Source organism: Catenuloplanes japonicus (assembly GCF_000717135.1).
Lineage (GTDB): Bacteria > Actinomycetota > Actinomycetes > Mycobacteriales > Micromonosporaceae > Catenuloplanes > Catenuloplanes japonicus.
Map to the genome: position 1 here is coordinate 145969 of NZ_JNXY01000021.1, position 24250 is coordinate 170218.

General features: G+C 71.8%; 19 protein-coding genes. 7 read left to right on the plus strand and 12 right to left on the minus strand.

Annotated features, from left to right (window positions below; translation table 11 throughout):
- Nucleotides 1-12: 12 nt before the first annotated feature.
- Genes OP04_RS27435 through OP04_RS27445 form a run of 3 tightly spaced genes read right to left on the minus strand, consistent with a single transcriptional unit; the run spans nucleotide 13 to nucleotide 3062 of the window.
- Nucleotides 13-774 (minus strand): carbohydrate ABC transporter permease, encoded by a 762-nt coding sequence (locus OP04_RS27435; RefSeq protein ID WP_085066823.1) that lies wholly within the window; start codon nucleotides 772-774, stop codon nucleotides 13-15.
- Nucleotides 775-818: 44 nt separating this feature from the next.
- A complete protein-coding gene (locus tag OP04_RS27440; RefSeq protein WP_085066812.1) occupies nucleotides 819-1826 on the minus strand; it encodes a carbohydrate ABC transporter permease in 1008 nt (335 codons plus the stop codon).
- Between the two features lie 9 nt (nucleotides 1827-1835).
- A complete protein-coding gene (locus tag OP04_RS27445; protein ID WP_033342740.1) occupies nucleotides 1836-3062 on the minus strand; it encodes a sugar ABC transporter substrate-binding protein in 1227 nt (408 codons plus the stop codon).
- A gap of 110 nt (nucleotides 3063-3172) precedes the next feature.
- Here OP04_RS27445 and OP04_RS27450 point away from each other — a divergent pair, with 110 nt between their 5' ends.
- Nucleotides 3173-4240, plus strand: coding sequence for a LacI family DNA-binding transcriptional regulator (locus OP04_RS27450; RefSeq protein ID WP_332309683.1), 1068 nt, complete (start codon nucleotides 3173-3175; stop codon nucleotides 4238-4240).
- Nucleotides 4241-5793: 1553 nt separating this feature from the next.
- Here the strand turns inward: OP04_RS27450 and OP04_RS27460 are convergent.
- The gene (locus OP04_RS27460; protein WP_033342742.1) at nucleotides 5794-6852 is read right to left on the minus strand and encodes a peptidoglycan recognition protein family protein; all 1059 of its coding nucleotides are present in this window, start codon (nucleotides 6850-6852) and stop codon (nucleotides 5794-5796) included.
- Nucleotides 6853-7001: 149 nt separating this feature from the next.
- Nucleotides 7002-8486, minus strand: a complete 1485-nt coding sequence (locus OP04_RS27465) for a vWA domain-containing protein (protein WP_033342743.1) — start codon at nucleotides 8484-8486, stop codon at nucleotides 7002-7004.
- Nucleotides 8487-8597: 111 nt separating this feature from the next.
- Here OP04_RS27465 and OP04_RS27470 point away from each other — a divergent pair, with 111 nt between their 5' ends.
- Nucleotides 8598-9302 carry a VOC family protein gene (locus OP04_RS27470; RefSeq protein ID WP_033342744.1) on the plus strand — a complete coding sequence of 235 codons (705 nt, stop codon included), beginning with the start codon at nucleotides 8598-8600 and terminating at the stop codon, nucleotides 9300-9302.
- Nucleotides 9303-9358: 56 nt separating this feature from the next.
- Here the strand turns inward: OP04_RS27470 and OP04_RS27475 are convergent, their stop codons facing one another.
- The gene (locus OP04_RS27475) at nucleotides 9359-12730 is read right to left on the minus strand and encodes a bifunctional proline dehydrogenase/L-glutamate gamma-semialdehyde dehydrogenase (protein ID WP_033342745.1); all 3372 of its coding nucleotides are present in this window, start codon (nucleotides 12728-12730) and stop codon (nucleotides 9359-9361) included.
- Between the two features lie 179 nt (nucleotides 12731-12909).
- Here OP04_RS27475 and OP04_RS27480 point away from each other — a divergent pair, with 179 nt between their 5' ends.
- Nucleotides 12910-13809, plus strand: coding sequence for a LysR family transcriptional regulator (locus OP04_RS27480; protein ID WP_033342746.1), 900 nt, complete (start codon nucleotides 12910-12912; stop codon nucleotides 13807-13809).
- On the opposite strand, the gene OP04_RS50155 is transcribed toward OP04_RS27480, so the two are convergent.
- Nucleotides 13791-15410, minus strand: a complete 1620-nt coding sequence (locus tag OP04_RS50155; RefSeq protein ID WP_051799137.1) for an Hsp70 family protein — start codon at nucleotides 15408-15410, stop codon at nucleotides 13791-13793. The two genes, OP04_RS27480 and OP04_RS50155, sit on opposite strands and share 19 nt — an antisense overlap.
- A 35-nt stretch (nucleotides 15411-15445) precedes the next feature.
- Here OP04_RS50155 and OP04_RS27490 point away from each other — a divergent pair, with 35 nt between their 5' ends.
- Entirely contained in the window at nucleotides 15446-16417 is a 972-nt protein-coding gene (locus OP04_RS27490; protein ID WP_198153997.1) for a serine hydrolase domain-containing protein, read from the plus strand.
- A gap of 145 nt (nucleotides 16418-16562) precedes the next feature.
- Here OP04_RS27490 and OP04_RS27495 read toward each other — a convergent pair whose 3' ends face one another.
- The gene (locus OP04_RS27495) at nucleotides 16563-17621 is read right to left on the minus strand and encodes a lysylphosphatidylglycerol synthase transmembrane domain-containing protein (protein ID WP_033342747.1); all 1059 of its coding nucleotides are present in this window, start codon (nucleotides 17619-17621) and stop codon (nucleotides 16563-16565) included.
- Nucleotides 17618-18442: a class I SAM-dependent methyltransferase gene (locus OP04_RS27500; protein ID WP_033342748.1), complete on the minus strand. Its 825-nt coding sequence runs from the start codon at nucleotides 18440-18442 to the stop codon at nucleotides 17618-17620. Before OP04_RS27500 ends, OP04_RS27495 begins: the two co-directional genes overlap by 4 nt.
- 198 nt (nucleotides 18443-18640) lie before the next feature.
- On the opposite strand from OP04_RS27500, the gene OP04_RS27505 reads away from it, so the two are divergent.
- Nucleotides 18641-19366: a CDP-alcohol phosphatidyltransferase family protein gene (locus OP04_RS27505; protein ID WP_051799141.1), complete on the plus strand. Its 726-nt coding sequence runs from the start codon at nucleotides 18641-18643 to the stop codon at nucleotides 19364-19366.
- A 246-nt stretch (nucleotides 19367-19612) separates the two neighbouring features.
- Here the strand turns inward: OP04_RS27505 and OP04_RS27510 are convergent, their stop codons facing one another.
- Nucleotides 19613-20704 carry a DUF559 domain-containing protein gene (locus OP04_RS27510; RefSeq protein WP_232323754.1) on the minus strand — a complete coding sequence of 364 codons (1092 nt, stop codon included), beginning with the start codon at nucleotides 20702-20704 and terminating at the stop codon, nucleotides 19613-19615.
- A gap of 152 nt (nucleotides 20705-20856) precedes the next feature.
- On the opposite strand from OP04_RS27510, the gene OP04_RS27515 reads away from it, so the two are divergent.
- Entirely contained in the window at nucleotides 20857-21750 is an 894-nt protein-coding gene (locus tag OP04_RS27515) for an endonuclease/exonuclease/phosphatase family protein (protein WP_232323755.1), read from the plus strand.
- On the opposite strand, the gene OP04_RS27520 is transcribed toward OP04_RS27515, so the two are convergent.
- Entirely contained in the window at nucleotides 21740-22537 is a 798-nt protein-coding gene (locus tag OP04_RS27520) for an alpha/beta fold hydrolase (protein ID WP_033342807.1), read from the minus strand. The two genes, OP04_RS27515 and OP04_RS27520, sit on opposite strands and share 11 nt — an antisense overlap.
- Nucleotides 22538-22647: 110 nt before the next feature.
- Here OP04_RS27520 and OP04_RS27525 point away from each other — a divergent pair, with 110 nt between their 5' ends.
- The gene (locus tag OP04_RS27525; RefSeq protein ID WP_033342751.1) at nucleotides 22648-23307 is read left to right on the plus strand and encodes a GOLPH3/VPS74 family protein; all 660 of its coding nucleotides are present in this window, start codon (nucleotides 22648-22650) and stop codon (nucleotides 23305-23307) included.
- Between the two features lie 10 nt (nucleotides 23308-23317).
- On the opposite strand, the gene OP04_RS27530 is transcribed toward OP04_RS27525, so the two are convergent.
- The gene (locus tag OP04_RS27530) at nucleotides 23318-24202 is read right to left on the minus strand and encodes a LysR family transcriptional regulator (protein WP_033342752.1); all 885 of its coding nucleotides are present in this window, start codon (nucleotides 24200-24202) and stop codon (nucleotides 23318-23320) included.
- Between the last annotated feature and the right edge of the window lie 48 nt (nucleotides 24203-24250).

A 24250-nucleotide genomic window follows, 5' to 3' on the forward strand; every position in this document is an offset into this window, starting at 1 on the left:
TCCTCGAAGGGTTCAATCCTTGACCGCGCCGGACGTGACGCCGGCGGCGACGTAGCGCTGCGCGATGACGAGCAGCGCGGTGGCGGGGATCGAGGCGACCACGGCGGTGGCCATGATGGCGTTCCACTGCTGGTTGTTGTTGCCGATGTACTGGTAGATGCCGAGCGTGATCGGCCGGTGGTCGCCGCCGCCGTCGAGCGTGGTGGCGAACACGAAGTCCGACCACGCCCACAGGAACGCGAACAGGCTCACCGTGACGATCGCGTTCCGGGACACCGGCAGCACCACGGAGACGAACGTGCGCCACCGGTTCGCGCCGTCGACCACGGCGGCCTGCAACAGCTCGTCCGGGATGCCGGACATGAACGCGGTGAAGATGAGCACGCCGAACGGCACCGCGATGGTGGAGTCGGCCAGGATCAGGCCGGGCACGGTGTTGAGCACGCCGGCGTTGAGGTAGATCGCGTAGAACCCCATCGCCATGATGATCCCCGGGATCATCTGCGCCATGAGCAGGATGAACGACAGCGCTCCCCCGCCGCGCGGCCGCAGTTTCGCGAGCGCGAACCCGGCGGGCGCGGACAGCGCGACGGTCAGCAGCACGGTGCCGAGGCCGACGACCAGGCTGGTCGAAAGGTACGGCAGCTGCTGGTCGAGCACCGCGCGGTAGCCCTCCAGCGTGCCGTTCACCGGGAACAGGTGCGGCGGGTCCGCGCGCATGTCCGTGTCCCGGGTGAGCGACACGTTGACCATCCAGTAGACCGGGAACAGCATGATCGCGGTCAGGATCAGGCCGGCCCCGGTGCGGAGGAAGCGCCTCACGACCCCGCCGCCTGCCGCCGCTGGATCCGGATGTAGATCAGGCCGAAGATCAGCGCGATCACGATGAGCAGGTTGCCGACCGCCGCCCCCGGGCCGAACTCCGGCAGCAGGTTGCCGAACCCCAGCTTGTACGACCAGGTGGCCAGCGTGATCGACGCGTCGGCCGGGCCGCCCTTCGTCATGATCCAGATCAGGTCGAACACCTTCAGCGTGTAGACCAGCCCGAGCAGCAGCGTGATCGCGGAGACCGGCCGCAGCAGCGGAAACGTGATCCGCCAGAACCGCTGCCAGCCGTTCACCCCGTCCAGCGCGGCCGCCTCGTAGATCTGCGCCGGGATCGCCTGCAGCCCGGAGTAGAGCACGACCAGGTTGAACGGGATGCCGATCCAGATGTTCGCGATGATCACCGACCAGAGCGCGTAGTCCGGTGAGGTCAGCCAGTTCACCGGGTCCACGCCGGCCAGCCCGAGCGCGGCGTTGACGATGCCGGACTCACTGTTGAGCATCCACGACCAGGTGCTCGCGGACACGATCAAGGGCAGCAGCCACGGTACGAGGAAGAGCGCGCGCAGCGTGGCCGAGAGCGGGAAGTGGTGGACGAAGAAGACCGCGAGCGCCATCCCGATGGTGAACTGGAAGACGATGGACACGCCGGTGAACAACAGCGTGTGCCCGAACGCGGGCCAGAACGTGTCGTGCCCGATCACCTCGCGATAGTTGTCCAGCCCGGCGAACGGCGCGCCGCCCTGCACGAACGAACGGACCGTGTACTCGCGCAGGCTCAGCTCGATGTTGCGGTAGAGCGGCCAGGCGTAGAACGCGATCAGATACACGGTGACCGGCGCCAGGAACGCCCAGGCCGACCATTGCCCGCGGTGTCTCCGGGACGCGCCCGGCTTCTCCGCACGGTGCCGGTTGCCGCCACGCCCGGGACCCCGTCCGGATGGGCCCCGCGAGACGGCGTCGGCCGCCGTTTCGCGGGACTCTCGTCGTACCGTCGTCATCTGCTCTGGTTATTTCGTCGCGGAAGCGGCGGTCTGCTGCGCGGCGGCGAGCGCCTCCTGCGGCGGTTTCGACCCGGACAGCGAGGCCTGGAACGCGGTCCACAGCGGCTCGGAGATCTTCGGGTACTTCGTGCCGAGGTTGTCGCTGGTCCGGCCCTTGGCCGCGTTGACCGCGTCGACCCAGACGGTCAGCGCCGCGTTCTGCGCGACCTGCTGCTGCTGAACCGCCGCCACCGGCGCGATGTAGGAGAGCGTCGTGTCCGTGGCCAGCAGGTTGTCGTTGCTGGTCAGACAGGAGACGAGCTTGCCGCTGACGTCGTAGCGCGCACTGTCGGACTGCACCGGCACGGAGACGAACTCGCCGCCGGTGGGCGCGGGCGCGACGCCACCGGCCTGCGACGGGATCGGGATGATGCCGACCTCGAAGCCGGTCTTCTTCGCGTTCTCCAGCTGCCAGGTGCCGTTCTCGCCGAACGCGAAGTCGCCGGTCGCGAACTCCTGCCAGCTCGTGGTCTGCGTGTTGTTGAGCACCGAGTTGGGCGCGAGGCCCTTGGTCACCCAGTCCGCCCACAGCTGCAGCGAGGCCACGGCCTGCGGCGAGTCGAGCTGGGTGAGCTGCGCGCCGGACCCCCAGTACCACGGCAGGAACTGGAAGCTGCCCTCCTCCGTGCCGATCGCGGAGAACGTGATGCCCTTCCTCCCCTTGGCCTTCACCTTCTCCAGCGCGGCGGTGAGCCCGGCCCAGTCCGTGATCGTCGCCGGGTCCACGCCGGCGTCCGCCAGGACCGCCTTGTTGTAGTAGAGCGCCAGCGTGTTCGCACCGATCGGCACGCCGAACGTCTTGCCCTCGATCTGGCCCGCGGCCAGGATGTTCGGCGCGATCGAGGCGGTGTCCAGCGACGTCACGCCGGTGTCCGTGAGCACGCCGGCCTCGGCCAGCGTGGAGACGACCGGGTTGTCCACGATCAGCACGTCCGGCGAGTTGCCCTGCTGCGCCGCGAGGAGTGCCTTGTTGGTCAGGTCGGTGGTGTCGTAGCCGGTGCGCTCCACGGTCACGCCGTTGTCGGTGCCGCATTTCTTCAGCAGCGTCACCCAGGCGGACGAGTCGTCGAACTGCGGATATGGATCCCAGATCGTGTAGCTGCCGCTCGCGGCGTCGCCGCCGCCGTTGTCGCCGCAGGCGGTCAGGCCCGCGGCCATGGTTATCGCCAGCAGCGCGGCGGTATAGGCCTTCATCAGGGGTGCCCCTTGGGTTTCGGCGTCGACTGCCACGTGCAACGCCACGGAAACGAAGGAAACCGGTTGCCTCGCACACGCTAGGTATCGATACTCGGGAGTGTCAAGAGGTGAGCACGGTTCTGGTACGGTTCTCGGAGGCCCGCACCAGGACCCCGGAGGAAACGTTGCGGAAAATCGAGCGACCGCCGACGATCACCGACGTCGCCGCGCTGGCCGGCGTCTCGGCCGGCACCGCCTCGAAGGCGCTGAACGGCCGCGGCGCACTCCGCCCGGAGACCCGGCAACGCGTCCACCAGGCCGCCGAGCAGCTCGGATTCACCGGCAACGCGGCCGCCCGCGCGCTCGGCACCGGTCGCACCTACACGGTCGGCATGATCACGACGGACAGCATCGGCCGGTTCAGCATCCCGCTGATGATGGGCGCGGAGGACGCGCTCGGCGCCGGCCGCGTCTCCGTGTTCCTGTGCGACGCCCGCGACGACCCGATCCGGGAGCAGTACTATCTGCGCACGCTGCTCAGCCGCAACGTCGACGGCCTGATCGTCACCGGCCGCCGCACCCAGGCCCGCCCGCCGATCGCCACGTCACTGCCGGTCCCGGTCGTCTACGCGTTCATCAGCTCGGACGACCCCGCGGACTGTTCCGTCGTCCCCGACGAGGCCGACGGCGCCGAGCGCGCGATCCGCCACCTGCTGTCCCTGGGCCGACGCCGCATCGCCCACGTCACCGGCCCCGAGCACCACCACTCCGCACGGGTACGCGCCGGGACCACCGAGGACACGCTCGCCGGCGAGGGACTGGCCCTGGTCGTGCCCACCATGTTCGGCGAGTGGAGCGAGGCCTGGGGGCGTCAGGCCGCCGGCATCCTGCTCTCCACCGCGACCGGCTTCGACGCGGTCTTCTGCGGCAGCGACCAGATCGCCCGCGGCGTCGCCGAGACGCTGCGCGCCGCCGGCCGCCACATCCCGCAGGACGTCGCGCTGGTCGGCTTCGACAACTGGGACGTCATGGTCGACGGCTGCCAGCCGCCCCTGACCAGCATCGACATGGACCTGGAGGGCATCGGCCGCACCGCCGCCGAGATGCTGCTCGACGCGATCAACGGCTCCCCCGTCCCCGGCCGCCACCGCCGCCCCTGCCGCCTCGTCCCCCGCACGTCCACCGCCGTCGGCTGACCTCACCCGCCCCGGCGCACGGCAGCGCTTCGTCATGGCCAGACTTCAGCCCACCCCCTCCCGAGCCCACCCCCCGTCTCCTGGGAACGACCCCGACCCCGCCACACGACGGTCCGCCCCCCGCCCGGCCCCGATGTCCGCGCCCATCAGAGAACCCCAAACCCCTCCCGCTTCCGGCCCGTTAACTCCCGTGGGCACGTGAACCCTCCTGGGCACGACCCCGATCCCGCTACGCGACGGTCCGCCCCACCCGGCCGGCCGGTATTCACACCCAATCAAAAAACGACCCCACCCCAGATCTTCCCGCTTCCGGCGTGGTCCGGCAGCGTTGCTCCCGCGGGCAAACCTCGCTGCGCGCCAAGCCTCCGCTGGCGCTCCGCTTGCCGCTTCGCATCGGAGCCGGTCCCGCGCGGGCCGGGAAAGAACACGCGATTCCCGCCGTGCTCGCGCAAGTCGAGGCGCCGTCGCGCCGCGAGCAGCGACCTCCCCATGATCGAGACGAGTCGAGGCGCCGTCGCGCCGCGAGCAGCGACCTCCCCATGATCGAGACTGGCTCGGCGAACGCGCGCCGGCATCTCACTCACAGCGATCGAGGCGCAGCCCTCGCCGACGGCGTGACGACCATCCCGATCATGGGGGCCGGCTCGGCGAACGGAACCGGGCCTCACCCGCCTGCCCGGCCGGGCCCGCGACCTCATCGCCGCCCGCACCCACCGCATCATCAACACCCTGAACACCGACACGCTCGCGGACTGGGCCACCAACCACGACGCGAAAGGATCATTGACCGGTGCGAAAAGGAGGTCAACTGCGCTAGTTGACCTCCTTTTCGCACCGGTCAATGATCCTTTCGGTTGCGACGGCCGCCTGCGGGCGGTGTCGCTTCTACGGTAGGCGGCTACAGCGGCTCCTTTATGGTGAAATTTCGGGCGCGCAGCGCCCTCGGGGTTCGGGCCGGCCAGCCGCGGCGAGATCGGCTACGTCACCGACCTCGCCGTGAGCCTGCGGCCGGGAATGCTGCTCCTGGCCGATCGGAACTTCGCCGCCGGCCATCTGCTCAAGACCGTCCTTGACCACCTACCCCGCAAGCCGCTATCTACCGAAATATCGGGCGCAGCGCGCCCGATATTTCGCGCCCGACCAGGCCCGACGTCGGAAGGTCAGTCATGCCTCCGTGCCAGGGTGAAGCCGCAGCAGGCTCGACGGGCTGCTATTTACTGAAATATCGGGCGCAGCGCGCCCGGCCCTCGCTTCCGGCCAGGCCCCGATGCCGGGTACACAGTCAGAACAACCGGCGCTCTGCACCGCCGGGCCTCGATCGAGGCGTCATTCAGGCTGCTGGAACAGCATCAATGACGCCTCGATCACGGGAGCAACGCCGATCCGCGCCCCATTGCCGGTCGCTCCAGGTGGCATTGGGCCAGTGCGGCGGCCCGGCCCGGACGCGCCCGGCCGGGCCGGCAGGATCCGCGGGAGCGTACGGGCCGTAACCACCCACCGCGGAGCGGCGCCACCAGCGCATTGCTCAATACACGCCGGACTCGCGACGACGGTCAGGATGCCAGTGCGATCCAGCTCTGCGGGCCGACCACGCCGTCCACCGACAGACCGCGGTCCGTCTGGAAGGCGCGGACCGCCGCCTCCGTGTTCGGGCCGAACTGGCCGTCGACGGAGACCGTGTAGCCGCGGCTGGCCAAAGAACTCTGCACCGCCTCGACCGCGGGCCCGGTGGAGCCGTTGCGGACCGTCACGATCAGGACGGGCCAGACCGGAGGCCCGAAGACGCCGTTGACGGCCAGGCCGTTGCGGGTCTGGAAGTCGCGGACCGCGGTCGCGGTGGCCGGGCCGAACGAGCCGTCGACCGTGATCGTCGCGCCGTGCTGGCGGAGCAGGTACTGAATCGTGCGCGCGTGCTGGCCGCTGGTGCCGGACGGGAACGTCGGCCACGGGTCCACGGTGACGCCCAGCCGTGCCGCCACGTCGTTGCGCAGCGTCGCCAGCCGCCCGTAGAGCACACCCCCGGGGCACTCGGTCGCGGCGAAGTCGCGGTGGCCGTAGATCTGGCGCGGGTTGAACGACCAGGCCTGGCAGATGTCCGCGCACAGCGCCACGAGCTGGCTGTAGAGCACCGCCGGCGGCGTGGCGCTCGTGTAGGTGCCCTCGTTCTCGATGCCGACGGCCTCGTTGTTCTGCCCGGTCGTGTGCGCGCTGGACACGTGCCCGCTCCCGGCCTGCAGCACCTCCAGGCTGCGGTGGCGGCCCTCCAGCACGTACCCGCCGCGGCTGATCGTGAAGTGCTGCCCGGTGTCGATGAAGCCGCGCGCCATGTGGTCGCGCTGTATCTCCCGGGCCAGCGACTCGGCCCGTGCGCGGCTGAGGTCCGTCGTGTTCGGGTGCGCGGTGTGATGGACGATGATCTTGTTGGGCGGCGTACTGAGCACCGTGATCGCCTCGCTCGGCGGCACCGCGCCCCACACGCCGGTCGGGATGATGTCGACGGTGACGAGGCTGGTCGCGCGCGCCGGACCACCGCTCAGCGGCACCCCGACGACGACCGCGGCCGCGCTCAGACCGGCGCCGAACAGCGTGCGCCGCGACAACGAATGTGACATGTGGACCTTCCCCCGTACCTGGCAACGACCCGCCGGACCCGACGGGCCACCGTCCACATTCGCCGAGGATGTGCACATCCGTCAATGCCAGAAACACGAACCCCCGCGTGGGTACGGGATGCGCTCCCCGTACCCACGCGGGGATCGGCTCAGTCGCCGTTGCGGCGGATGAGCGTGGCCAGCTCGGCCACGGCCGGGTCCGCGGTGCGGGTCGCGGCCGCGTCGGCGAGCGTGATCAGGTCGCCGCGACCGATCGCGTTCCCCTGGTCGCTGTGCCGGAGCTGTTCGGCGAACCAGGCGGCCACGTAGCAGACCTGCAGCCCCGTGGCGGACCGGTCGAACCCGCCCGCCAGCGTGGCCGCGGCGACGTCCGCGCCGGACTCCTGCGCCTGCCGGGTGCCCGGGTCCTGCCAGCGCAGCTGCGTGTGCGCGATCGTGCCGGACGCGCCGGGGCGGAGCCGGACCAGGTACAGCGCGGTCACGCTGTGCCCGGCCATCACCTCGCCTCCGTCCACGGTGTCGTCCCGGAACTCGCGCGCGTCCAGCAGCCGGTTGTCGTAGCCGATCAGGCGGTACCCGGCGACCGTGCCGGGGTCGAACGTCACCTGGACCTTGGCGTCCAGCGCGCGTACCGGCACCGCGGCGGGCAGCTGCTCCACGAACGTCTCCCGCGCGTCCGCGGAACCGGACACGTAGACCGTGAAACCGTCACCGTTGTCCGCCAGTTCCTCCATCAGGCGGTCGCCGTAGTCGTTGCCGACACCCACGCCGAGCAGCGTGATCTGCTTGGCGGCGGCCTCCCGGACCTGCGCCAGGATGTCCTCCGGCGCGGTGTTCCCGGAGTTGGCCAGCGCGTCGGAGACCAGCACGACGCGGTTCGTGGCGCCGGCGCGGAAGGCGGCGCGCGCCACCTCGTACCCCCTGGTCAGGCCCTTTTCGAGGTTGGTCCCGTTCGTGGCGCGGAGTCCGTCGATGGCGTCGAGCAGGCCGTTGCGCTCCCGGAGCGGGGACATCTCGCGGATCAGCTCGGCGTCGTCGCTGAACGTCACGATCGCGATCTCGTCGGTGGGCCGGGCGCGCTCGGCGAACGCGCGCAACGCCTCCTTGACCACGTCCAGCTTGCCCTGCTCGCCCATTGACCCGGACACGTCGACGACGAACGTGAGCCGCGCGTCCTGCCTGGTCGCGGCGTTGTCCGCGCTCGCCTGGAGCCCGACGCGGAGCAGCCGCACGTCGCCGCCCTCCGGCGTGACCCGGTGCCCGTCGGGCAGCCGCGCGCCGTCCATCGTGATGCTGAAACCGTCACCGTCCGGCTGCGGGTAGTCCTGCCGGAACGAGTTGATGAACTCCTCCGGCCGGATGCCGTCCGCGCCGGGCTCGAGGCCCTGCAGGATGAGGTTGCGGGCGTAGTCGTAGGAGGCCGTGTCCACGTCCATCGCGAACGTCGACTCCGGCGTGCGGGCCGGGTCGATCTCGGGCGCGGACTCCGGCCCCGCGGATTCCGCGGCCGCCGGCGGTACCGCTTGCGCCGCGGGCAGTCCCGCGTCGCTGACGGCGTTCTCGTTCGCGCCGCAGGCGCTGAGTGCGAGCATGATGACCAGTGCCGACGCCGGCAACCGGAGATATCGTCCCATCGCGTTTCCTCCCGTGAATGAAGCCTGGGAGTGAGACGCCGACACGCCGATCATGGTGCCGTCGGTAATCCTTACGTGACCGATCCAGTGCCGGGGCGTGACAATCGGAGCATGCTCGCCTGGGTTACCGCGTACCTCGACCGCCCCGCGGACCGTCTTCGCGAGGCGGTCGCGTTCTGGGAGTCCGTGACCGGCGCGATGGCCGTGCCGCAGCCGTTGCCGCAGTTCGTCGGCCTGCGCCCGGTCGCCGGCGATGTGACCGTCATGTTGCAGGGCATCGACGACGGGCCGGGCGGCGTGCACCTGGATCTGGCCGTGGCGGACGTGTCCGCGTTCTGCGCGCGGGCGCGGGCCACGGGCGCGACCGAGACCGAGGACCACGGCTCCTGGCGGGTGCTGCGCTCCCCCGCCGGACTGCGCTTCTGCGTGGACACCGCGGACGGCCGCGGCGTGCGCCCGAAACCGGCCGAGGGCGTGCTCCTCGACCAGGTGTCGCTGGACGTCGGACCGGCCGCCTACGACCCGGAGCTGGCGTTCTGGACCGCGCTGACCGGCTGGTCCCCGCGCCCCACCTCGCTGCCGGAGCTGCGCCGCCTGGTCCCGCCGCCCGGCTCGCCCGTCCAGCTGCTGCTCCAGCGCTGTGCCACGGAACAGCCCGCCGCCGCGCACGCGGATCTGGCCTGCGCCGACATCCCCGCGGTCCGTGTCCGGCACGAGGCGCTGGGCGCTGCCTTCGTCGCCGAGTTCCCCGGCTGGACCGTCATGCGTGACCCGGTCGGCGCCGTCTACTGCCTGACCAGCCGCCCGCCGGTCTGACAAAAGCAGCGGGGGTACGGGTGCGCGCGCACCCGTACCCCCGCCGGCTCTCGCACTTAAAGGGCTGCGGCCGCCACGCCGTCGGGGTTGCCGAAGCGGTGGGCGGTGATGCTGACGGCCTGTTCGCGGAGGAAGGGCAGCAGCTCGATGCGGCCGGACTCGGTGACCGGGCCGCCGTAGACCGCGAGGTCGGGGCGGCCGCCGGTGGCCACCACGACGTCGGAGACCGAGCCGCCGATCAGCCGGGCGCGGCCGGGGCCGAGACGCGAGGTCCAGGCGTCCAGCGGCTCGACCGTGTGCGTGATGCCGAGCGCGTCCGGCAGCGCGATCGCGGACGAGACCGTCAGGTCGGCCTCGGCGAGCGTGCCGGCCGCGACCAGGCGGACCAGTTCCGCGACCGAGCCGTCCGCCTCGAGGCGCAGGTCGACCGGGACCGGCAGGTAGCGCAGCACGTTGCGCTCGGCGGCGAGACCGGACACGTCGGAGGACGCGAACAGACCGGCCCACGCCTCTGCGTCGCTGCGCGCGGCGCGCTCGACGTAGGCCGCCTCGTCGCCGGACAGCGCCGCCTTGGCGCGGCCGAGCAGCGGCCGGACCCGGCCGGACGGCTCCACGACCGCGGTGGACGGGCGCGAGTCCCAGGAACCGAGGCCGACCAGGTAGTTCGGGCCGCCGGCCTTGGTGCCGGGGCCGACCGCGGAGCGCTTCCAGCCGCCGAACGGCTGCCGGCGCACGATCGCGCCGGTGGTGCCGCGGTTGACGTAGAGGTTGCCGGCCTGGACGCGGTCGAGCCAGCGGCGCAGCTCCGCCACGTCCAGCGAGTGGATGCCGGAGGTGAGGCCGTAGTCGACCTCGTTGACGATGCCGATCGCCTCGTCCAGCGTGTCCGCGGTCATGATGCCGAGGATCGGCCCGAAATACTCGGTGTGGTGGAACGCGGAACCGCGCCGCACGCCGTCCCGCACGCCGGGGCTCCACAGCTTCGCGTCCAGCTTTTTCGGGGCCAGCAGCCAGGACTCGCCCTCGCCGAGCGTGGTCAGGCCGTCGAGCAGCTTGCCCGCGGGCGGCTCGATGACCGGGCCGACCTGCGACGCCGGGTCCCACGGATAGCCGACCGTGAGCGAGGAGACCGCGTCCAGCAGCTGCGTACGGAACCGCTTCGAGCGGGCGACGGAGCCGACCAGCACCACCAGCGACGCGGCCGAGCACTTCTGGCCGGCGTGGCCGAACGCGGAGTGGACCACGTCCTTGACCGCGAGGTCCAGGTCCGCGCTGGGCGTCACGATGATGGCGTTCTTGCCGCTGGTCTCGGCCAGCAGCGGCAGGTCCGCGCGGAACGTGCGGAACAGCTCGGCGGTCTCGTACGCGCCGGTCAGGATGGTCCGGTCGACGCGCGGGTGCGCGATCAGCTCCGCGCCGAGCGTGCCCTCGTCGACCTGCACCAGCGTGACCAGGTCGCGCGAGACGCCCGCGTCGTCGAGCCCGGCCCAGATCGCCTCGGCCAGGATCGCGCCGCAGCGTTCCGCCGGGCCGGCCGGCTTGAGGACGGCGGCGGATCCGGCGGCGAGCGCGGCCAGCACGCCACCGGCCGGGATCGCGACCGGGAAGTTCCACGGCGGCGTGACCAGCGTGATCCCGGCCGGCGTGTAGACCGCGCCGTCCACGTGGTCGAGCTCGCGGGCCAGCTCCGCGTAGTAGTGCGCGAAGTCGACGGCCTCGGAGACCTCCGGGTCGGCCTGGTCCGCGGTCTTGCCGGTCTCCGCGGCCATCACCTCGATCAGGTCGGCGCGGTGGGCCTCGAGGCGTTCGCCGATCCGGTGCAGCACCTTGGCCCGGTCCTCGCCGGAGACGCCGGCCCAGCCGGTGGCGCCGGCCTTCTCGAGCAGGTCGTTGAGCGCGGACGTGCTGTCGATGCGCGCGGCGTCGATCGCCGCAACGCCGATATCCGACTTTTCGGCTTTTATCACTGCGGCGCGCATCCAGGACCGGTTGGCGACCACGGACGGGTCGGTGTCCGGCGTGTTCTCGAAGTGGCCGATGGTCGGCACCGGCACGACCGCGTGCCGGTCCGCGACCCGGTGCGCGGGCGGCACCTCGGTGTCCAGCGCCGCCAGCGAGGCCTCGAACCGCTTCTGCTCGCGATCGAACAGCTCCTGCGACGAGTTCAGCTCGAAGACCGCGGACATGAAGTTCTCGCTGCTCGCGCCCTCTTCCAGGCGGCGGATCAGGTAGGCGATCGCCACGTCGAACTGGGCCGGCTTCACCACCGGGGTGTAGAGCAGCAGGCCGCCGACCTCGCGCCGGACCGCCTCCGCCTGGCCCTGCGCCATGCCGAGCAGCATCTCGAACTCGATGCCCTCGCGGACGCCGCGCCGGCCGGCGAGCAGCCAGGCGTACGCCACGTCGAACAGGTTGTGCCCGGCTACCCCGAGCCGCACGTTGCCGATCCGGTCCGGGTGCAGCGCGTAGTCCAGCACGCGCTTGTAGTTCGTGTCCGACTCCTGCTTGCTGCCCCAGGTGGCCAGCGGCCAGCCGTGCACGGACGCCTCGACCTGCTCCATCGGCAGGTTCGCGCCCTTGACCAGGCGCACCTTGATGCCGGCGCCGCCACGGGCACGCCGGGCCGCGGACCACTCCTGCAACCGGATCATGGCGCTCAGCGCATCCGGGAGGTACGCCTGCAGCACGATCCCGGCTTCGAGACTCAGGAACTCGGGCCGGTCGAGCAGGCGGGTGAAGACCTCGATGGTCAGGTCGAGGTCCTTGTACTCCTCCATGTCGAGGTTGATGAACTTGCCCTCGTCGAGCGCGCGCGTGAACAGCGGCGTCAGCTCGGTCTCGATGTGCGCGACCGCCTCGTCGAACGCCCACGGGTTGTGCGGGGCGACGGTGGCGGACACCTTGATCGACACGTAGTCGACGTCCGGGCGGGCGAGCAGGCGCTCGGTCTCGGTCAGCCGGTGCTGCGCCTCCCCGCGGCCCAGCACGGCCTCGCCGAGGAGGTTGACGTTGAGTCGTACCCCCTGCTGCTTGATCTTGTTGATCGCCTTGCCGAGGCGCGCGTCGGTGGCGTCGACGATCAGGTGACCGACCATCTCGCGGAGCACGCGGCGCGCGATCGGCACGACCACGCCCGGCATGGTGGGCGCCAGCGCGCCGCCCAGCCGGACGGCCGCGCGCAGCGGCGCGGGCAGGAAGTCCGGCACGTCGCGGGCGAGCCGGCTGAGCGCGCGGGCGCTGACCTTGAGATCCTCCGGCCGCACGACACCGTCGACGAAGCCGACCGCGAACGCGAGGCCCTTCGGGTCGCGGAGCACGCCGGCGAGCTGCGCGGCGGAGCCGGAGACGGGGTAGGTCTCCGCTTCACGCAGCCAGCGCCGGACCAGGTCGACGGCCTCCGCGCTGAGCTCGGGATCGGTGGCGTTCATATGGGCGGTTCCCTCCATGCTTGTTGATGCCCAGTTTCGGACCACCCTTGCGTTAGGAAAAGCGACGGTTATTTACGGATACTCTTCAGCTGAGATTAACCGTCTCCCCGATTGTGGGATGAACACGGTTTTCGTTCTTTCCAAAGATCGTTCCGCTTTGATGAGTAGGGAGTGGACCCGTGCTGGAGATCAGGCGGCTGGTGCTGCTGCGGGAGCTGGCGATCCGGGGCACGATCGCGGCCGTCGCCGAGGCGCTCAACTTCTCGCCCAGCGCGGTCTCCCAGCAGCTCAGCCAGCTGGAGAAGGAGACCGGCATGGTGCTGCTGCGCAAGTCCGGCCGGCGCCTCCAGCTCACGCCGCAGGCCGAGGTGCTGGTCGCGTCCGCGGGCGAGGTGCTGGACTCGCTGGAGCGCGCCGAGGCCGCGCTGCAGGCCTCACTCACCCGGGTCAGCGGCCGCGTGCGGGTGGCCGTGTTCCAGTCCGCCGCGCTCGCGCTGATGCCGGCCGCGCTGCGCAGCATGTCCACCCACCACCCGGACGTCCGCGTCGAGATGGTGCAGCGCGAGCCGGAGGAGGCGCTGCGCGAGACCTGGGCGCGCGACTTCGACATGGTGGTCGCGGAGCAGTACCCGGCGCACGCGGCCCCGCACCACCCCGGCCTGGACCGCCGCGACCTGACCACGGACGCGATCCGCCTGGCGCTGCCCCCGGAAGCGCTCACGATCGCCTCGCTGCGGGACGCCCGGGAGATGCCGTGGGTGATGGAGCCGCACGGCACCGCGTCCCGGCACTTCGCGATGCAGCTGTGCCGGGTCGCGGGCTTCGAGCCGGACGTCCGCTACGAGACCGCGGACCTGCAGTCACAGATCCGGCTGGTGGAGACCGGCAACGCGGTCGCGCTCATCCCGGACCTGGTCTGGGCCGGCCGGACCACCTCGTGCCGCCTGGCAGAGCTGCCGTCCGCACCACGCCGGACGATCTTCACCGCGCAGCGGGTCGCCGGCGCGGCGTCACCGGCCGCGCGCGCGTTCCGCCAGACGCTGGAGCGCGCGGCGGCCGCTCACTCCGCCGGCGGGTAGAGCCACTCGACCTTGGTCACCTTGTTGTCCGGGCTGAACGTGAGCTCCAGCGCCTGGCCACGCGCCTCGGGATCGCGCGCGTTCAGGTCCCGCAGCAGCTCCTCGACGCTGGACGGCGACCGGTCCGCGCGGTAGACCTCGGCGGACTCGTCCACCGTGACCGTCACCCACGGGTCGGTGCCGTCGATGGTGGCGCCACCCTCGCCGTCCTCCAGCTCCGCCTCGCGCACGCTGATCAGCAGCGTGCCGTTGGCCCGGTCCTGGGTCGCGGCGTTGATCTGCATGACGAAATCGCCGTTCCAGCTGTTCTGCGCGCCGCCCGGCGTGCTGGTGCCGCCCCGGTCCGCGGCGAGGTAGGTCACGCCCCCGGCGATCCCGGCCGAGGCGATCAGGACCAGCGCCACGAACAGCACGCGGCGGCGGCCGGTCCGCTTCTTCCGCTTCACGTCCTTCGGCGGTTTCCGGACCGGGATCGCGGCCGCGGCGTACACCTTGGTGCGGTCCAGGGGTTTCTGGGACTTGACGGTCAGCTCCATGTCCGGGCCGCTGACGTCCTCGGCCGTGACCGCGCCCCGGGCAACCGCCAGCTCGCGCTTCTCCGCCGGCTGCGGCACAACGCCCAGCACGCGGTGCAGCATCGACGCGATCAGCGGGACCCGGGTGCCGCCGCCGACCAGGAACACGCCGCTCAGCGCCGCCGGCTCCACGCGCGCCTCCCGCAGCACCGCCTGCGCGGTCGCGGTGGTCCGCTCCACGACCGGGCGGGCCAGCGACTCGAACTGCTCGCGGCCCAGCGGCGTCTCCGCCTGCAGGATCGGCAGGTGGATGTGGGTGGACGGCGCGCGGGTCAGCGCCTCCTTGCCGGTCCGCACCGCGGTCCACAGCGCGCGGGTGGCCTGCCGGTCCGCGGGTGTGGCCGGCGCGACCAGCCGCTGCCAGGCGGCGCCGTTGCGCGGCGAGAAGACCGTGCCCAGGTAGGCGACGATCGCGGCGTCCAGGTCCAGGCCGCCGCCGTCGGTGAGGCCGGTCGAGGCCAGCACCTCGAAGCCGGTCGGCGTGCGGCGGACCACGGACACGTCGACCGTGCCCGCGCCCACGTCGCACACCAGCACGCTGCCGCCGGACGGGATGCTGACGTTGGCCTTCGCGTGCGTGGCGAAGTGGGCGGCGGCCGCGACCGGCTCGCTGACCAGGCGTACCGAGCCCAGGCCGGCGCGCGCGGCCGCCTCCCACAGCACCTCGCGACGCTGCGAGCCCCAGGCGGCCGGATGGGTCAGCGTCACGCGCTGTGGCGGTGCGGGCAGCTGCGCGACCACGCGGCGCAGCACGGCGGCGATCAGGTCCGCGACCGCGAATTCCACGCCGCCGAGCAGGACGGACTGCTCGTCGATGCGCTGTTTGGGGTTCGGCTCGTACCGTTCCGGCGAGGTCTGGGCCGCGTGCTCCGCGTCCGCGCCGGTCAGCAGTCGGCCGTTCGGATCCGCGCAGACGCCGGAGGGCAGCGACGGGGCGCCGTCGAAGAGCACGGGGCGTACGCCCTGGGGACCGGCCAGCACCGCAACCGTGCTGGACGTGCCGAAGTCGATGCAGAGGTGCGTCACCGCACCAAAATAGTGGCTCGGCTATACCTTTCACCGTGGGGTCGGATGCTCATTTTCTGCGAACCGTCGTCTCGTCGTCGCCCGCGCCGGCGACCGCGGTGGCCATCTTCAGCGCGGACGCGGTGCTGGGGCAGGTGGTGCACGGCGTCGCGGACCTGTCCACCGGCCGTCCGGTCGCTCCTGACGACTGGTGGGACCTGGCCAGCCTGACAAAAGTGCTGGTCACGCTGCCGGAGGTGCGCGCGCTCGGCCTGCCCCTCGACACGCGGCTCGAAGAGCTCTTTCCACCCGCACGGGGGTACGCCGTGGGCCGCGCGACGATCCGGTCACTGCTGACGCACACGGCCGGGCTGCCGGCCTCGGTCCCGTTCTTCCGGATCGTCTCCGGGCGGTCCGGGTCCGGGCTGTCCGGGTCGTCCGGGCTGTCCGGTCGGGAGGCGGTGGTGCGGGCCGCGCTGTCCGTGCCGCTCGGGCCGCCGGCCGAGGTCTACAGCGATCTCGGGTTTCTACTGCTCGGGTGCGTGGTGGAGTCACTGACCGGGCGGTCGTTGTCGTCGCTGGCGCGGACGCGGTCCGGGCTGCGGTTCGGGGCGCCGCCGCTGTCGTCCGTCGCCACCGAGTTCTGCCCGTGGCGCGGGCGGATGATCGTCGGAGAGGTGCACGACGAGAATGCGGCCGCGATGGGTGGCGTGGCCGGGCAGGCGGGCGCGTTCGGCACGTTGGCGCTGGTCACGGCCGCGGCGCAGGCGTTGCTGCGGTCCCCGGCGCCGGTGGCGGCACCGGGCGCGGGCTTCGCTCTGGGCTGGATGGTGACGCCACGGCCGGGTCTGGGCTCGCCACAGCTGCCCGGCTTCGGACATACCGGATTTGTCGGTAATCGCCTGTGGCTCTCGCCGGCCCGCGACCTCGGCGTGGTCATTCTCGGCAACCGCGTGCATCCACACCGCGAGGGCACCGCCGAGCCCTACGCCCGCTGGTGCGCCTCACTCTTCGAAGGCCTGGCCTGACAGACCGCCTGCGGTTTTTCGTGAGGGACGACGGGACCGGCTCCTCGCGACGAGCGGAGCACCAGCGGAGCCCGACGCGAGGTTGCCCGCGGGAGCAACGCCGCGTGACGGACCGCCCAGACGGGCACATCGTAATTTTGTGCTCTCAGGCGGCCGCAGGCTCCAACTGCTTGCGGGCGCGGGACTCGCCCGCCAGCACCACCGGCGCGAGCACGACCGCAGGGGCCACGACCGGGGACGGCGTGACGGCGGCTGCCGGAGCGGCGGAGACGGTGGCGGTACGGAGGCGGGCAACCAGGCGCACGGCCAGGACCACCACGCCGGGCAGGCTTGCGACCAGCGCGAACAGGCCGTAGACCACCGCCACGGTCAGGCCCTGTGTCGCGCCGAAACCGGCTGCGGTGAACGCCCAGGCGAGGAAGCCCTCGCGCGGCCCGAACCCGCCGATGCTGACCGGCAGCACCATCACCAGCAACGCCATGACCAGCAGCGGAAGCAGCGTCAGCGTGGGGGCGTGCGAGCCGGCGGCGCGGGCGGCCAGCAGGAACGTGCCGATGTGGCCGCCGAGCACCACGACGGACGCGAGCAGGATGCCGGGCCAGTTCCGGCGGGAGAGCAGGCCCTGGCGGACGTCCGCGGTCGCGGTGTTCCAGATCTGCCGCATGCGCGCCGGACGCACCTTCAACACGATGAACGCCAGCGCCGCCGTCAGCACCGCAGCGCCGACGCCCACGACCACCGGCGAGACCGTGACCACGCCGGAGACCGCGAGCACCAGCCCGGGGTTGGCCGCCAGCACGACCGCACCGACCGCGAACAGCATCAGCTGCCCGGCGGTCCGCTCCAGCACGACCGCCCGGACGCCGCGGCCGACGTCGCCGGTGTCGCGGCCGTTGCGGACCGCGCGGTCGACGTCGCCGAGCAGGCCGCCCGGCAGCGTGGCGTTGAGGAACAGCGCCTGGTAGTAGTCCGCGATCGCGCCACGCAGCGTGAGCCGGATGCCGAGGCCGCGCGCGGTCAGGCACCAGCGCCAGGCGCTGAACGCGGTGGTCAGCAGCCCGATGCCGGCGGCCGCGGCCAGTGTGGGCCAGGTCAGCACGCGCAGGCTGTCCAGGAACGCGACGGAGCCGAGGCGCCAGAACAGCAGCGCCAGGATCGCGGCGCCCGCGATCGGCTTCACCCAGGACAGGATCTTCTGCATCATCGCGGATCCCCCGGTCGTGCGAGCAGGTCGGTGTGGTGGACGGTGACCGTCAGCTCGCCGGCCTCGGCCTGGGCGAGACGGCGGCGGAGATATTCGTCGATCTCGTGCTCGACCGCGGCGTCCCGGCCGAGGCGGGTGGAGGCGGCGGTGACCCAGCCGCGCAGCCATTCCGCAATCAGTTCGCGATGATCCGATCCGAGGCGCCACAGGCTGGGTACGGCCTTGACCGTGGCCCCCCGCTCCGTGAACGCCGCCGCGACCGCGTCCGCCGCGTCCGCGCCGAGCAGCGTGCGCCCGGCCACGTGGTGTCGCAGGTGGTCGTTGAACGCGCTGTTCAGCGGCCCGTCCAGCGGCTCGGCCGGGGTCAGCTCCGCACGCCCGGCGACCGAGAGCGTGAGCAGCGCGGGCGTGCCGGACTCGACGCACGCTTCCGCAAGGCGGCCGGCGTCGTCCGTGTCCAGCAGGTCCAGCAGCGCGGACGCGGTGACCAGCGACACGCCGTCCAGGTCCGCCGCGGTCAGCGCCGTGATGTCGCCCTGCCGGGTCTCGACCGTGATCGCCGCGCCGGTGCCGATCATGCTGGCCGCCGCGAAGTCCAGCAGGTCCGCGTCGTGGTCCTGCATGATCCAGTGCTGTCGTCCGCCGAGCCGCGGCGCCAGCCACCGGGCCATCGAGCCGGTGCCGCAGCCGATGTCGAGGATCACCTGGTCCGGAACCGTCGGGAGCTCATCGACCAGCTCCGTCGCGCGGGCCGCGGCATCCGCGGGCTCACGCAGGTCCAGCCACGACGAGGCGTACCTCGGCGCTTCGGCGACACTCATCCGGGCCTCCACTGACGGTAACGGGCTGTTGCACGCCGCCCGGCCGGTCAAGATCCCCGGCCGTCGTCGTCACCAGGGAGTACGGATGTTTCCCGGATCCGGTTCGAAGATCCGATGAACCGTCTGGCGGAAGTTTTCGTGTTGACAGAACGCGACCGTCGGTGACCCGCCACGGTCCTCTGGTTTCGAGGAGCCCCAGTGACTGCAGGCGTTTGGACCGGCACGGTCAGTTCCCATCGCGGCCCCGCGGCCGGACTGCTGGCACAGTTCGCCGTGCTCGGCGGCCTCACCGCCGCCGTCGGGATCGGCCCGGCCGGGTGGATAACCGGCACGGTCTACGCCCTCGCGCTCTGCGCCCTGCTCAGCAACGCGATCCACCGCAACGGCCTGCGCGTCTTCGGCCCGGCGAACGCGGTGACGCTCTCCCGGGCGACGCTGGTCGGCGGCGTGACCGCGCTGGTCGCGGGCGTGACCAGCCACCGCGCTCCGGTCGCGGTCCTGGTCGTGCTCGCCTCCGTCGCGCTGGTCCTGGACGGCGTCGACGGGTTCGTGGCCCGCCGTACCGGCACCAGCTCGCCGTTCGGCGCCCGCTTCGACGGCGAGGTGGACGCGTTCCTGATCCTGGTCCTGAGCGTCTTCGTCTCACTGCAGCTCGGCTGGTGGGTCCTGGCGATCGGCGCGTTCCGTTACGTCTTCGTCGCGTTCGGCTGGCACTTCACCTGGCTCCAGAACGACCTGCCGGTCCGCTACTCCCGCAAGACCGTCGCCGCCGTCCAGGGCGTCGTCCTGGTGATCGCCGCCTCCGGCCTGCTCCCGCTCACGATCTCCACGGTGCTGGTGGCGGGCGCGCTGGCCGCGCTGATCTGGTCCTTCGGCCGCGACATCGCCTACCTCCACCGCACCCACGCCACCCCGGACAAGTGAGCCCGCCTTCCTGCTCGGCGGAGAACGGGCTTTGTTCTTTGTTCTGAGCCGGTGTGGCGCGGAAGCGGAAGGGAGGAGCGCCAGCGACGACCGGTGCCCGCGGGAGCGTGCGGACCGCAACCACCGCGAAGTGGGAAAATCTGCTTCTGGGTCTGTCATTGCCGTTTGTGCCGGCGGTGACCGGCGAGGCTCGGCGCGGGCGACCCGGCCGGGATCTCAGACGGCGTGGCGCCGGGCTGTGGGATCTCAGGCTGCGTGGTCCCGGGCTGTCGCCTCGGCCACGGCCTTTCGCACGTCGGTGACGATCTGGCGGGGGCGCTTGAAGACGTCGTCCGCGGTGAAGCGCAAGGCCGTCCATCCGGCGGCCTGCAACCGGTTGAAGCGCACGATGTCCTTGCGGAAGGTGGCCTGGTCCCGGTGGTGATCACCCTCGTACTCGATGGCGATCCGCAGGTGTGGGTAGGCGAGATCGACGCGTCCGACGACCGTGCCGCCCGCGGGCCTGACCTGGAACTGTGCCACCGGCCTCGGCAGCCCGCCGTCCACGATCACCAGCCGTAGCCGCGTCTCCATCGGCGACTCCGCACCCGGCTCGGCATCACGCAAGATGTCCCGAAATTTCATTATATTGAGCCATCCGGGATGGGCGTTGGCAGTCGCCTGTAACTCGGCGCGCGTCACCAGGCGCCGGTGCAGCATGGCGTCCACGGCGATCATGGCCTGCACACGATCACCGCCGCGGCCCAGGTCGAAGGCGGTCCGCGCCGGCGTGGTCACGGCCAGGCCGCCGAACGACTCCACATCACCTCGCGGCAACAGCCCGCGCGTGACCCGGAGCATCGGCTGCTCCCGTACCTTCCGCTGCTTCGGCACGATGATCGAGACCGGGTCTCCCCGCGCGAGAAGATCGACGCCCCAGAGGTAGGCCGCGCTCCGGCCCCCGATCGCGCCGCCTGGAGGCAGCAGAAGCTGCGCCGCAGTGCACCACATGCGGTGATTGTCCGGCTGATAGGCCGACCGTTCGATGTAGATGCCCCGATAGAGACGCTGCCAGTACGGACCCTCAAGCATCGCCGCCGTGATCAGACCCGCGCCGACCGCCTCTCGACGGCGGAACGGCGCGGACCGCAGCTGCCTGGGCACCGAATGATCCATTGGGCATGGGCCCTGCGGGCTCGGGATGATGCGGTCCGCATTATCGCGATATTTCGGGCGTGGAGCGCCCGCGGGCCGGCCCGCCGAGGTGAGGTGGGCGCGCGGCGAGGTAAGCAGGGCGGCAGGGCAGCGCGGCAGGGCAGCGACATGGACGGCGAGTCGACATAGGCGGTGGCAGGGCAACGGGGCGAGTCGGCCGCCGCGGCGGGCCGGCAACGTGAGGCAGCCGGTGCGGCGGGGTGGCGAGCGGGAGTGGGATGTGGCGTTGGACGCGGGGGTGGGGAAGGGAGCACGGGGCCTGGCATGATCGCGGGGTGCGGACGACGATCATCTCGGTGGGGGCGGTTCTGCTGGCGCTCCTGGTCGGGTTTCACCGGCTGGTGCCGAATGCGGGGCCGCGGCTCGGGAGTCTGATCGAGGCGTTCCTGCCGTGGTTCGGGCTGGGCGTGCCGTTGCTGCTGCTGGCGGCGTTGCTGGCCAAGTCGCGGATCGCGGCGGCGGTGACCGTGCTGCCGGTGCTCGCGTGGGCGGTCGTGTGCGGCGGGAAGCTGGTGCCGGGCAGCGATTCGCCGCGTGACCTGACCGTGGTGCAGCACAACCTGAGCGACGTCAACTCGGACCGGACCGGGACCGCGCGGGCGCTGCTGGACGCGGGCGCGGATCTGATCGGCGTGGAGGAGTTGCTGCCCGCGGTCACCGAGGAGTACGACGCCGTGCTCCGGGACGTCTATCCGCACCACGCCACGCACGGCACCGTCGGCCTGTGGTCGCGGTTCCCGATCATCGAGTCGCAGCTGGTCGGCATCCGGCCGTCGACAGTGGACGATCCTTTCTGGAACCGTGGCATGCGCGCGGTGGTGGAGACCCCGATCGGCCAGATCGCGGTGTACGTGGCGCACCTGCCGTCGATGCGGCTCGGGCAGGGCGGCTTCGCCAGCGAGCGCCGGGACGAGAGCGCGATCCTGCTGGGCAAACGCCTGGCCGCGGAGCCGATCGACCGCGTGATCCTGATCGGCGACCTGAACAGCACGCTGGAGGATCGGGCGCTGAAGCCGGTCAAGGACGTGGTGAGCACGACCGGCCGCGGCTTCGCGTTCTCCTGGCCGGCCCGGTTGCCGGTGGCCCGCATCGACCAGGTCATGGCGCGCTCGCTGACCGTGACGCGGGTGTGGACGCTCGACCGCACCGGCAGCGACCACCTGCCGATCGCGGCCCGGCTCAGGTACTGAGGCCGGCCAGCCATTCCAGCACGCGCGTGGCGGTCGCGGGCAGCACCGAGATGTGCCCCGCCCCCGGCGTGATCCACCGTTCCGCCGCCGGATGCACATGGCCGGCGTGCGCGGCGGGCACCACCCGGTCGTCCGCGCCGTGGGCCAGCAGCACCGGCACCGTGATGGTGGCGGGATCGAACCCCCACGGATTCACGTAGGCCCGGTCGTCCGCGATCTGCGGCTCCGGACCGTTTGCCAGCGCGGGCCGGACCACCTCGCCGAACCAGCCCCACTCCCCGTCGAGCGCGGCCCGGTCCGCAGCCGTGAAGTCCACATCAGACCCTGCCACGGTACGACCCGCGCGCGCTGCCCGCAGCGTGGCCACCCCGGACGGTCCCATGCCGCCGAACCAGTCCCACTCCTCGGAGAACGGCGCCAGCCCGGAGATCGACGCCACGGCCGTGACCCTTCCGGGCAGCAGTGCGGCGCAGGCCAGCGCGTGCGGTCCGCCGCCGGAGTGCCCGAGCACCGCGAACGTGCCGATCCCGAGCGCGTCCGCCACCGTGGCCGCGTCCCGGGCGGCGGACGCGATGTCCCGGCCGGGCAGCGGGCTGGAGCCGCCGTACCCGGGCCGGTCGTATCCGATCAGCCGCACCCCGAGCCGGTCCGCCGTGGCGAAGAGCGGCCGTGGCGGCGTCCCGATGTTCGGCGTGCCGTGATGCCACAGCACCACGCGCGACCCGGTGCCCCGGTCGTACACGTGCAGCGTGCGCCCGTCACCGGCTGATACGTCCCGCTCGTCCATGCCGTCCATGATCCCCTACCGGTGGTGGACGGGGACCGTCGCGAGGTGGACACCGCAGATCCGGCTGGCGACGGATGTGTGCCCCCACCAGCGGATATTACGCTCTGCCCATGACGATCTCGCTGGCTGAGGAACTGGTTCTGCTCGCCTACAACGACGACGGCGCCCCGCAGGGGACCAGCACCTGGATGGACTACGGCATCGCCGGCGCGCACCTGGTCGAGCTGGCGCTGACCGAGCGGATCGAGGTGCGCGACGGCACGGTCACGGTCGTCGACACCACGCCTACCGGCGCGGCGTCCGTGGACGCGGCGCTGGTCACGATCGCGGCCGACACCAAGCAGCGCAAGCCGAAGGACTGGATCTACCGGCTGTCCAAGCGGGCGCGCGGCCCGGTGCTGGACGGCCTGGTCGAAGCCGGTGTGCTGGAGCGCCGGGAGGACCGGGTCATGCGGATCTTCCCGGTGACCCGCTACCCCTCGCCGGACGGCACGCCGCCCGCGGCCGAGGTGGAGCGGCGACGGCTGATGCGCGAGGCGCTGGAGAACCCGGCGGACGCGGACGCCCGCACCATGGCGCTCTGCACGCTGGTCGAGGCGCTGGACTGGGTGAAGCCGGTCTTCCCGGACCTGCCGCAGCGCGAGACGAAGAAGCGGCTCAAGGAGCTGGGCGAGGCGCACTGGGCAGGCATCGCGGTGGGCGCGTTCATCAAGGACATTCAGGTCGCGCTCATCATGACGGCCGTGATCGCCACCACGGCCGCCTCATAGCGTCCGGCGCTCACGCCGGCCAGGTGTGACACACATGGTCGACGAACTGCTTCGCGGTCGTTCCGGCGGCCCTCGCCGGAACGGCTATCTCCAGGCGGCTCGCGGACAGGCCCTCGACCTCGCGGATCCGGAGACCGGGCAGCTCCGGGGCGGGCAGCGTGGAGCCGTGGATCAGCGCGATCGCGCGGCCCAGCACGACGGTGGAGAGCAGGTCGGTGACGCTGTGCACCTCGGGCCCGGACCGTCTCGGCCGGCGGTCGACGTCCGCGCCGGTCCAGTGCTCCGCGTACGCCGGCGACATGCCCGGCAGGTGCGGGAACACCTCGTCGCGCAGGTCGGACAGGCGCAGCGTCTCCGGGACGGCCGCCAGCGGATGCGCGGCCGCCAGCATGACCAGGCGTGGTTCGCGCGCGATCTCCTCGATCACCAGGTCGTGGCGGTCGAAGCCGTCCCGCATGATCGAGACGTCCACGTCGCCCGCGCGCAGCCGGTCCACCGGCGCCGTCCAGTCGTGCGGCCGGAGATCGACGCGCACGCCGGGGTTCTCCGCCTCGAAAGCCCTGCTGGCCGCCGCCACCGCCACCACGTCGCAGGCGGGAACGGTCACGGTGAGCGTCTCCACCGCGGACGTCGTGCCGCGCGCACGGGCCAGCGCGGACCGCGACCGTTCGAGCATCTCGTAGGCGTCGTCGAGCAACGCTCTCCCGGTTTCGGTGAGCCCGGTGGAGTGCGGCCCCCGCACCAGCAGCGGCACGCCGACCGTGCGTTCCAGCGACCGCAGCGCCCGCGACAGCGCCGGCTGCGAGATCAGCAGCCGCTGTGCCGCCCGCGTGATGCTCCCGGCCTCCGCCACCGCGATCAGATATCTGAGGTGCCGCAGTTCCAGATCGCCCATACCGCCGACGATAGGCCCGCTCAAAAATCCACACCCATCACGGGGGTA

Excerpts from the sequence above, each read along its gene's own strand:
- OP04_RS27435 (WP_085066823.1), bottom strand. The coding sequence starts at position 774 with ATGCTGTTCCCGGTCTACTGGATGGTCAACGTGTCGCTCACCCGGGAC.
- OP04_RS27440 (WP_085066812.1), bottom strand. The coding sequence starts at position 1,826 with ATGACGACGGTACGACGAGAGTCCCGCGAAACGGCGGCCGACGCCGTC.
- OP04_RS27445 (WP_033342740.1), bottom strand. The coding sequence starts at position 3,062 with ATGAAGGCCTATACCGCCGCGCTGCTGGCGATAACCATGGCCGCGGGC.
- OP04_RS27460 (WP_033342742.1), bottom strand. The coding sequence starts at position 6,852 with ATGTCACATTCGTTGTCGCGGCGCACGCTGTTCGGCGCCGGTCTGAGC.
- OP04_RS27465 (WP_033342743.1), bottom strand. The coding sequence starts at position 8,486 with ATGGGACGATATCTCCGGTTGCCGGCGTCGGCACTGGTCATCATGCTC.
- OP04_RS27470 (WP_033342744.1), top strand. The coding sequence starts at position 8,598 with ATGCTCGCCTGGGTTACCGCGTACCTCGACCGCCCCGCGGACCGTCTT.
- OP04_RS27475 (WP_033342745.1), bottom strand. The coding sequence starts at position 12,730 with ATGAACGCCACCGATCCCGAGCTCAGCGCGGAGGCCGTCGACCTGGTC.
- OP04_RS27495 (WP_033342747.1), bottom strand. The coding sequence starts at position 17,621 with ATGATGCAGAAGATCCTGTCCTGGGTGAAGCCGATCGCGGGCGCCGCG.
- OP04_RS27500 (WP_033342748.1), bottom strand. The coding sequence starts at position 18,442 with ATGAGTGTCGCCGAAGCGCCGAGGTACGCCTCGTCGTGGCTGGACCTG.
- OP04_RS27520 (WP_033342807.1), bottom strand. The coding sequence starts at position 22,537 with ATGGACGAGCGGGACGTATCAGCCGGTGACGGGCGCACGCTGCACGTG.
- OP04_RS27525 (WP_033342751.1), top strand. The coding sequence starts at position 22,648 with ATGACGATCTCGCTGGCTGAGGAACTGGTTCTGCTCGCCTACAACGAC.
- OP04_RS27530 (WP_033342752.1), bottom strand. The coding sequence starts at position 24,202 with ATGGGCGATCTGGAACTGCGGCACCTCAGATATCTGATCGCGGTGGCG.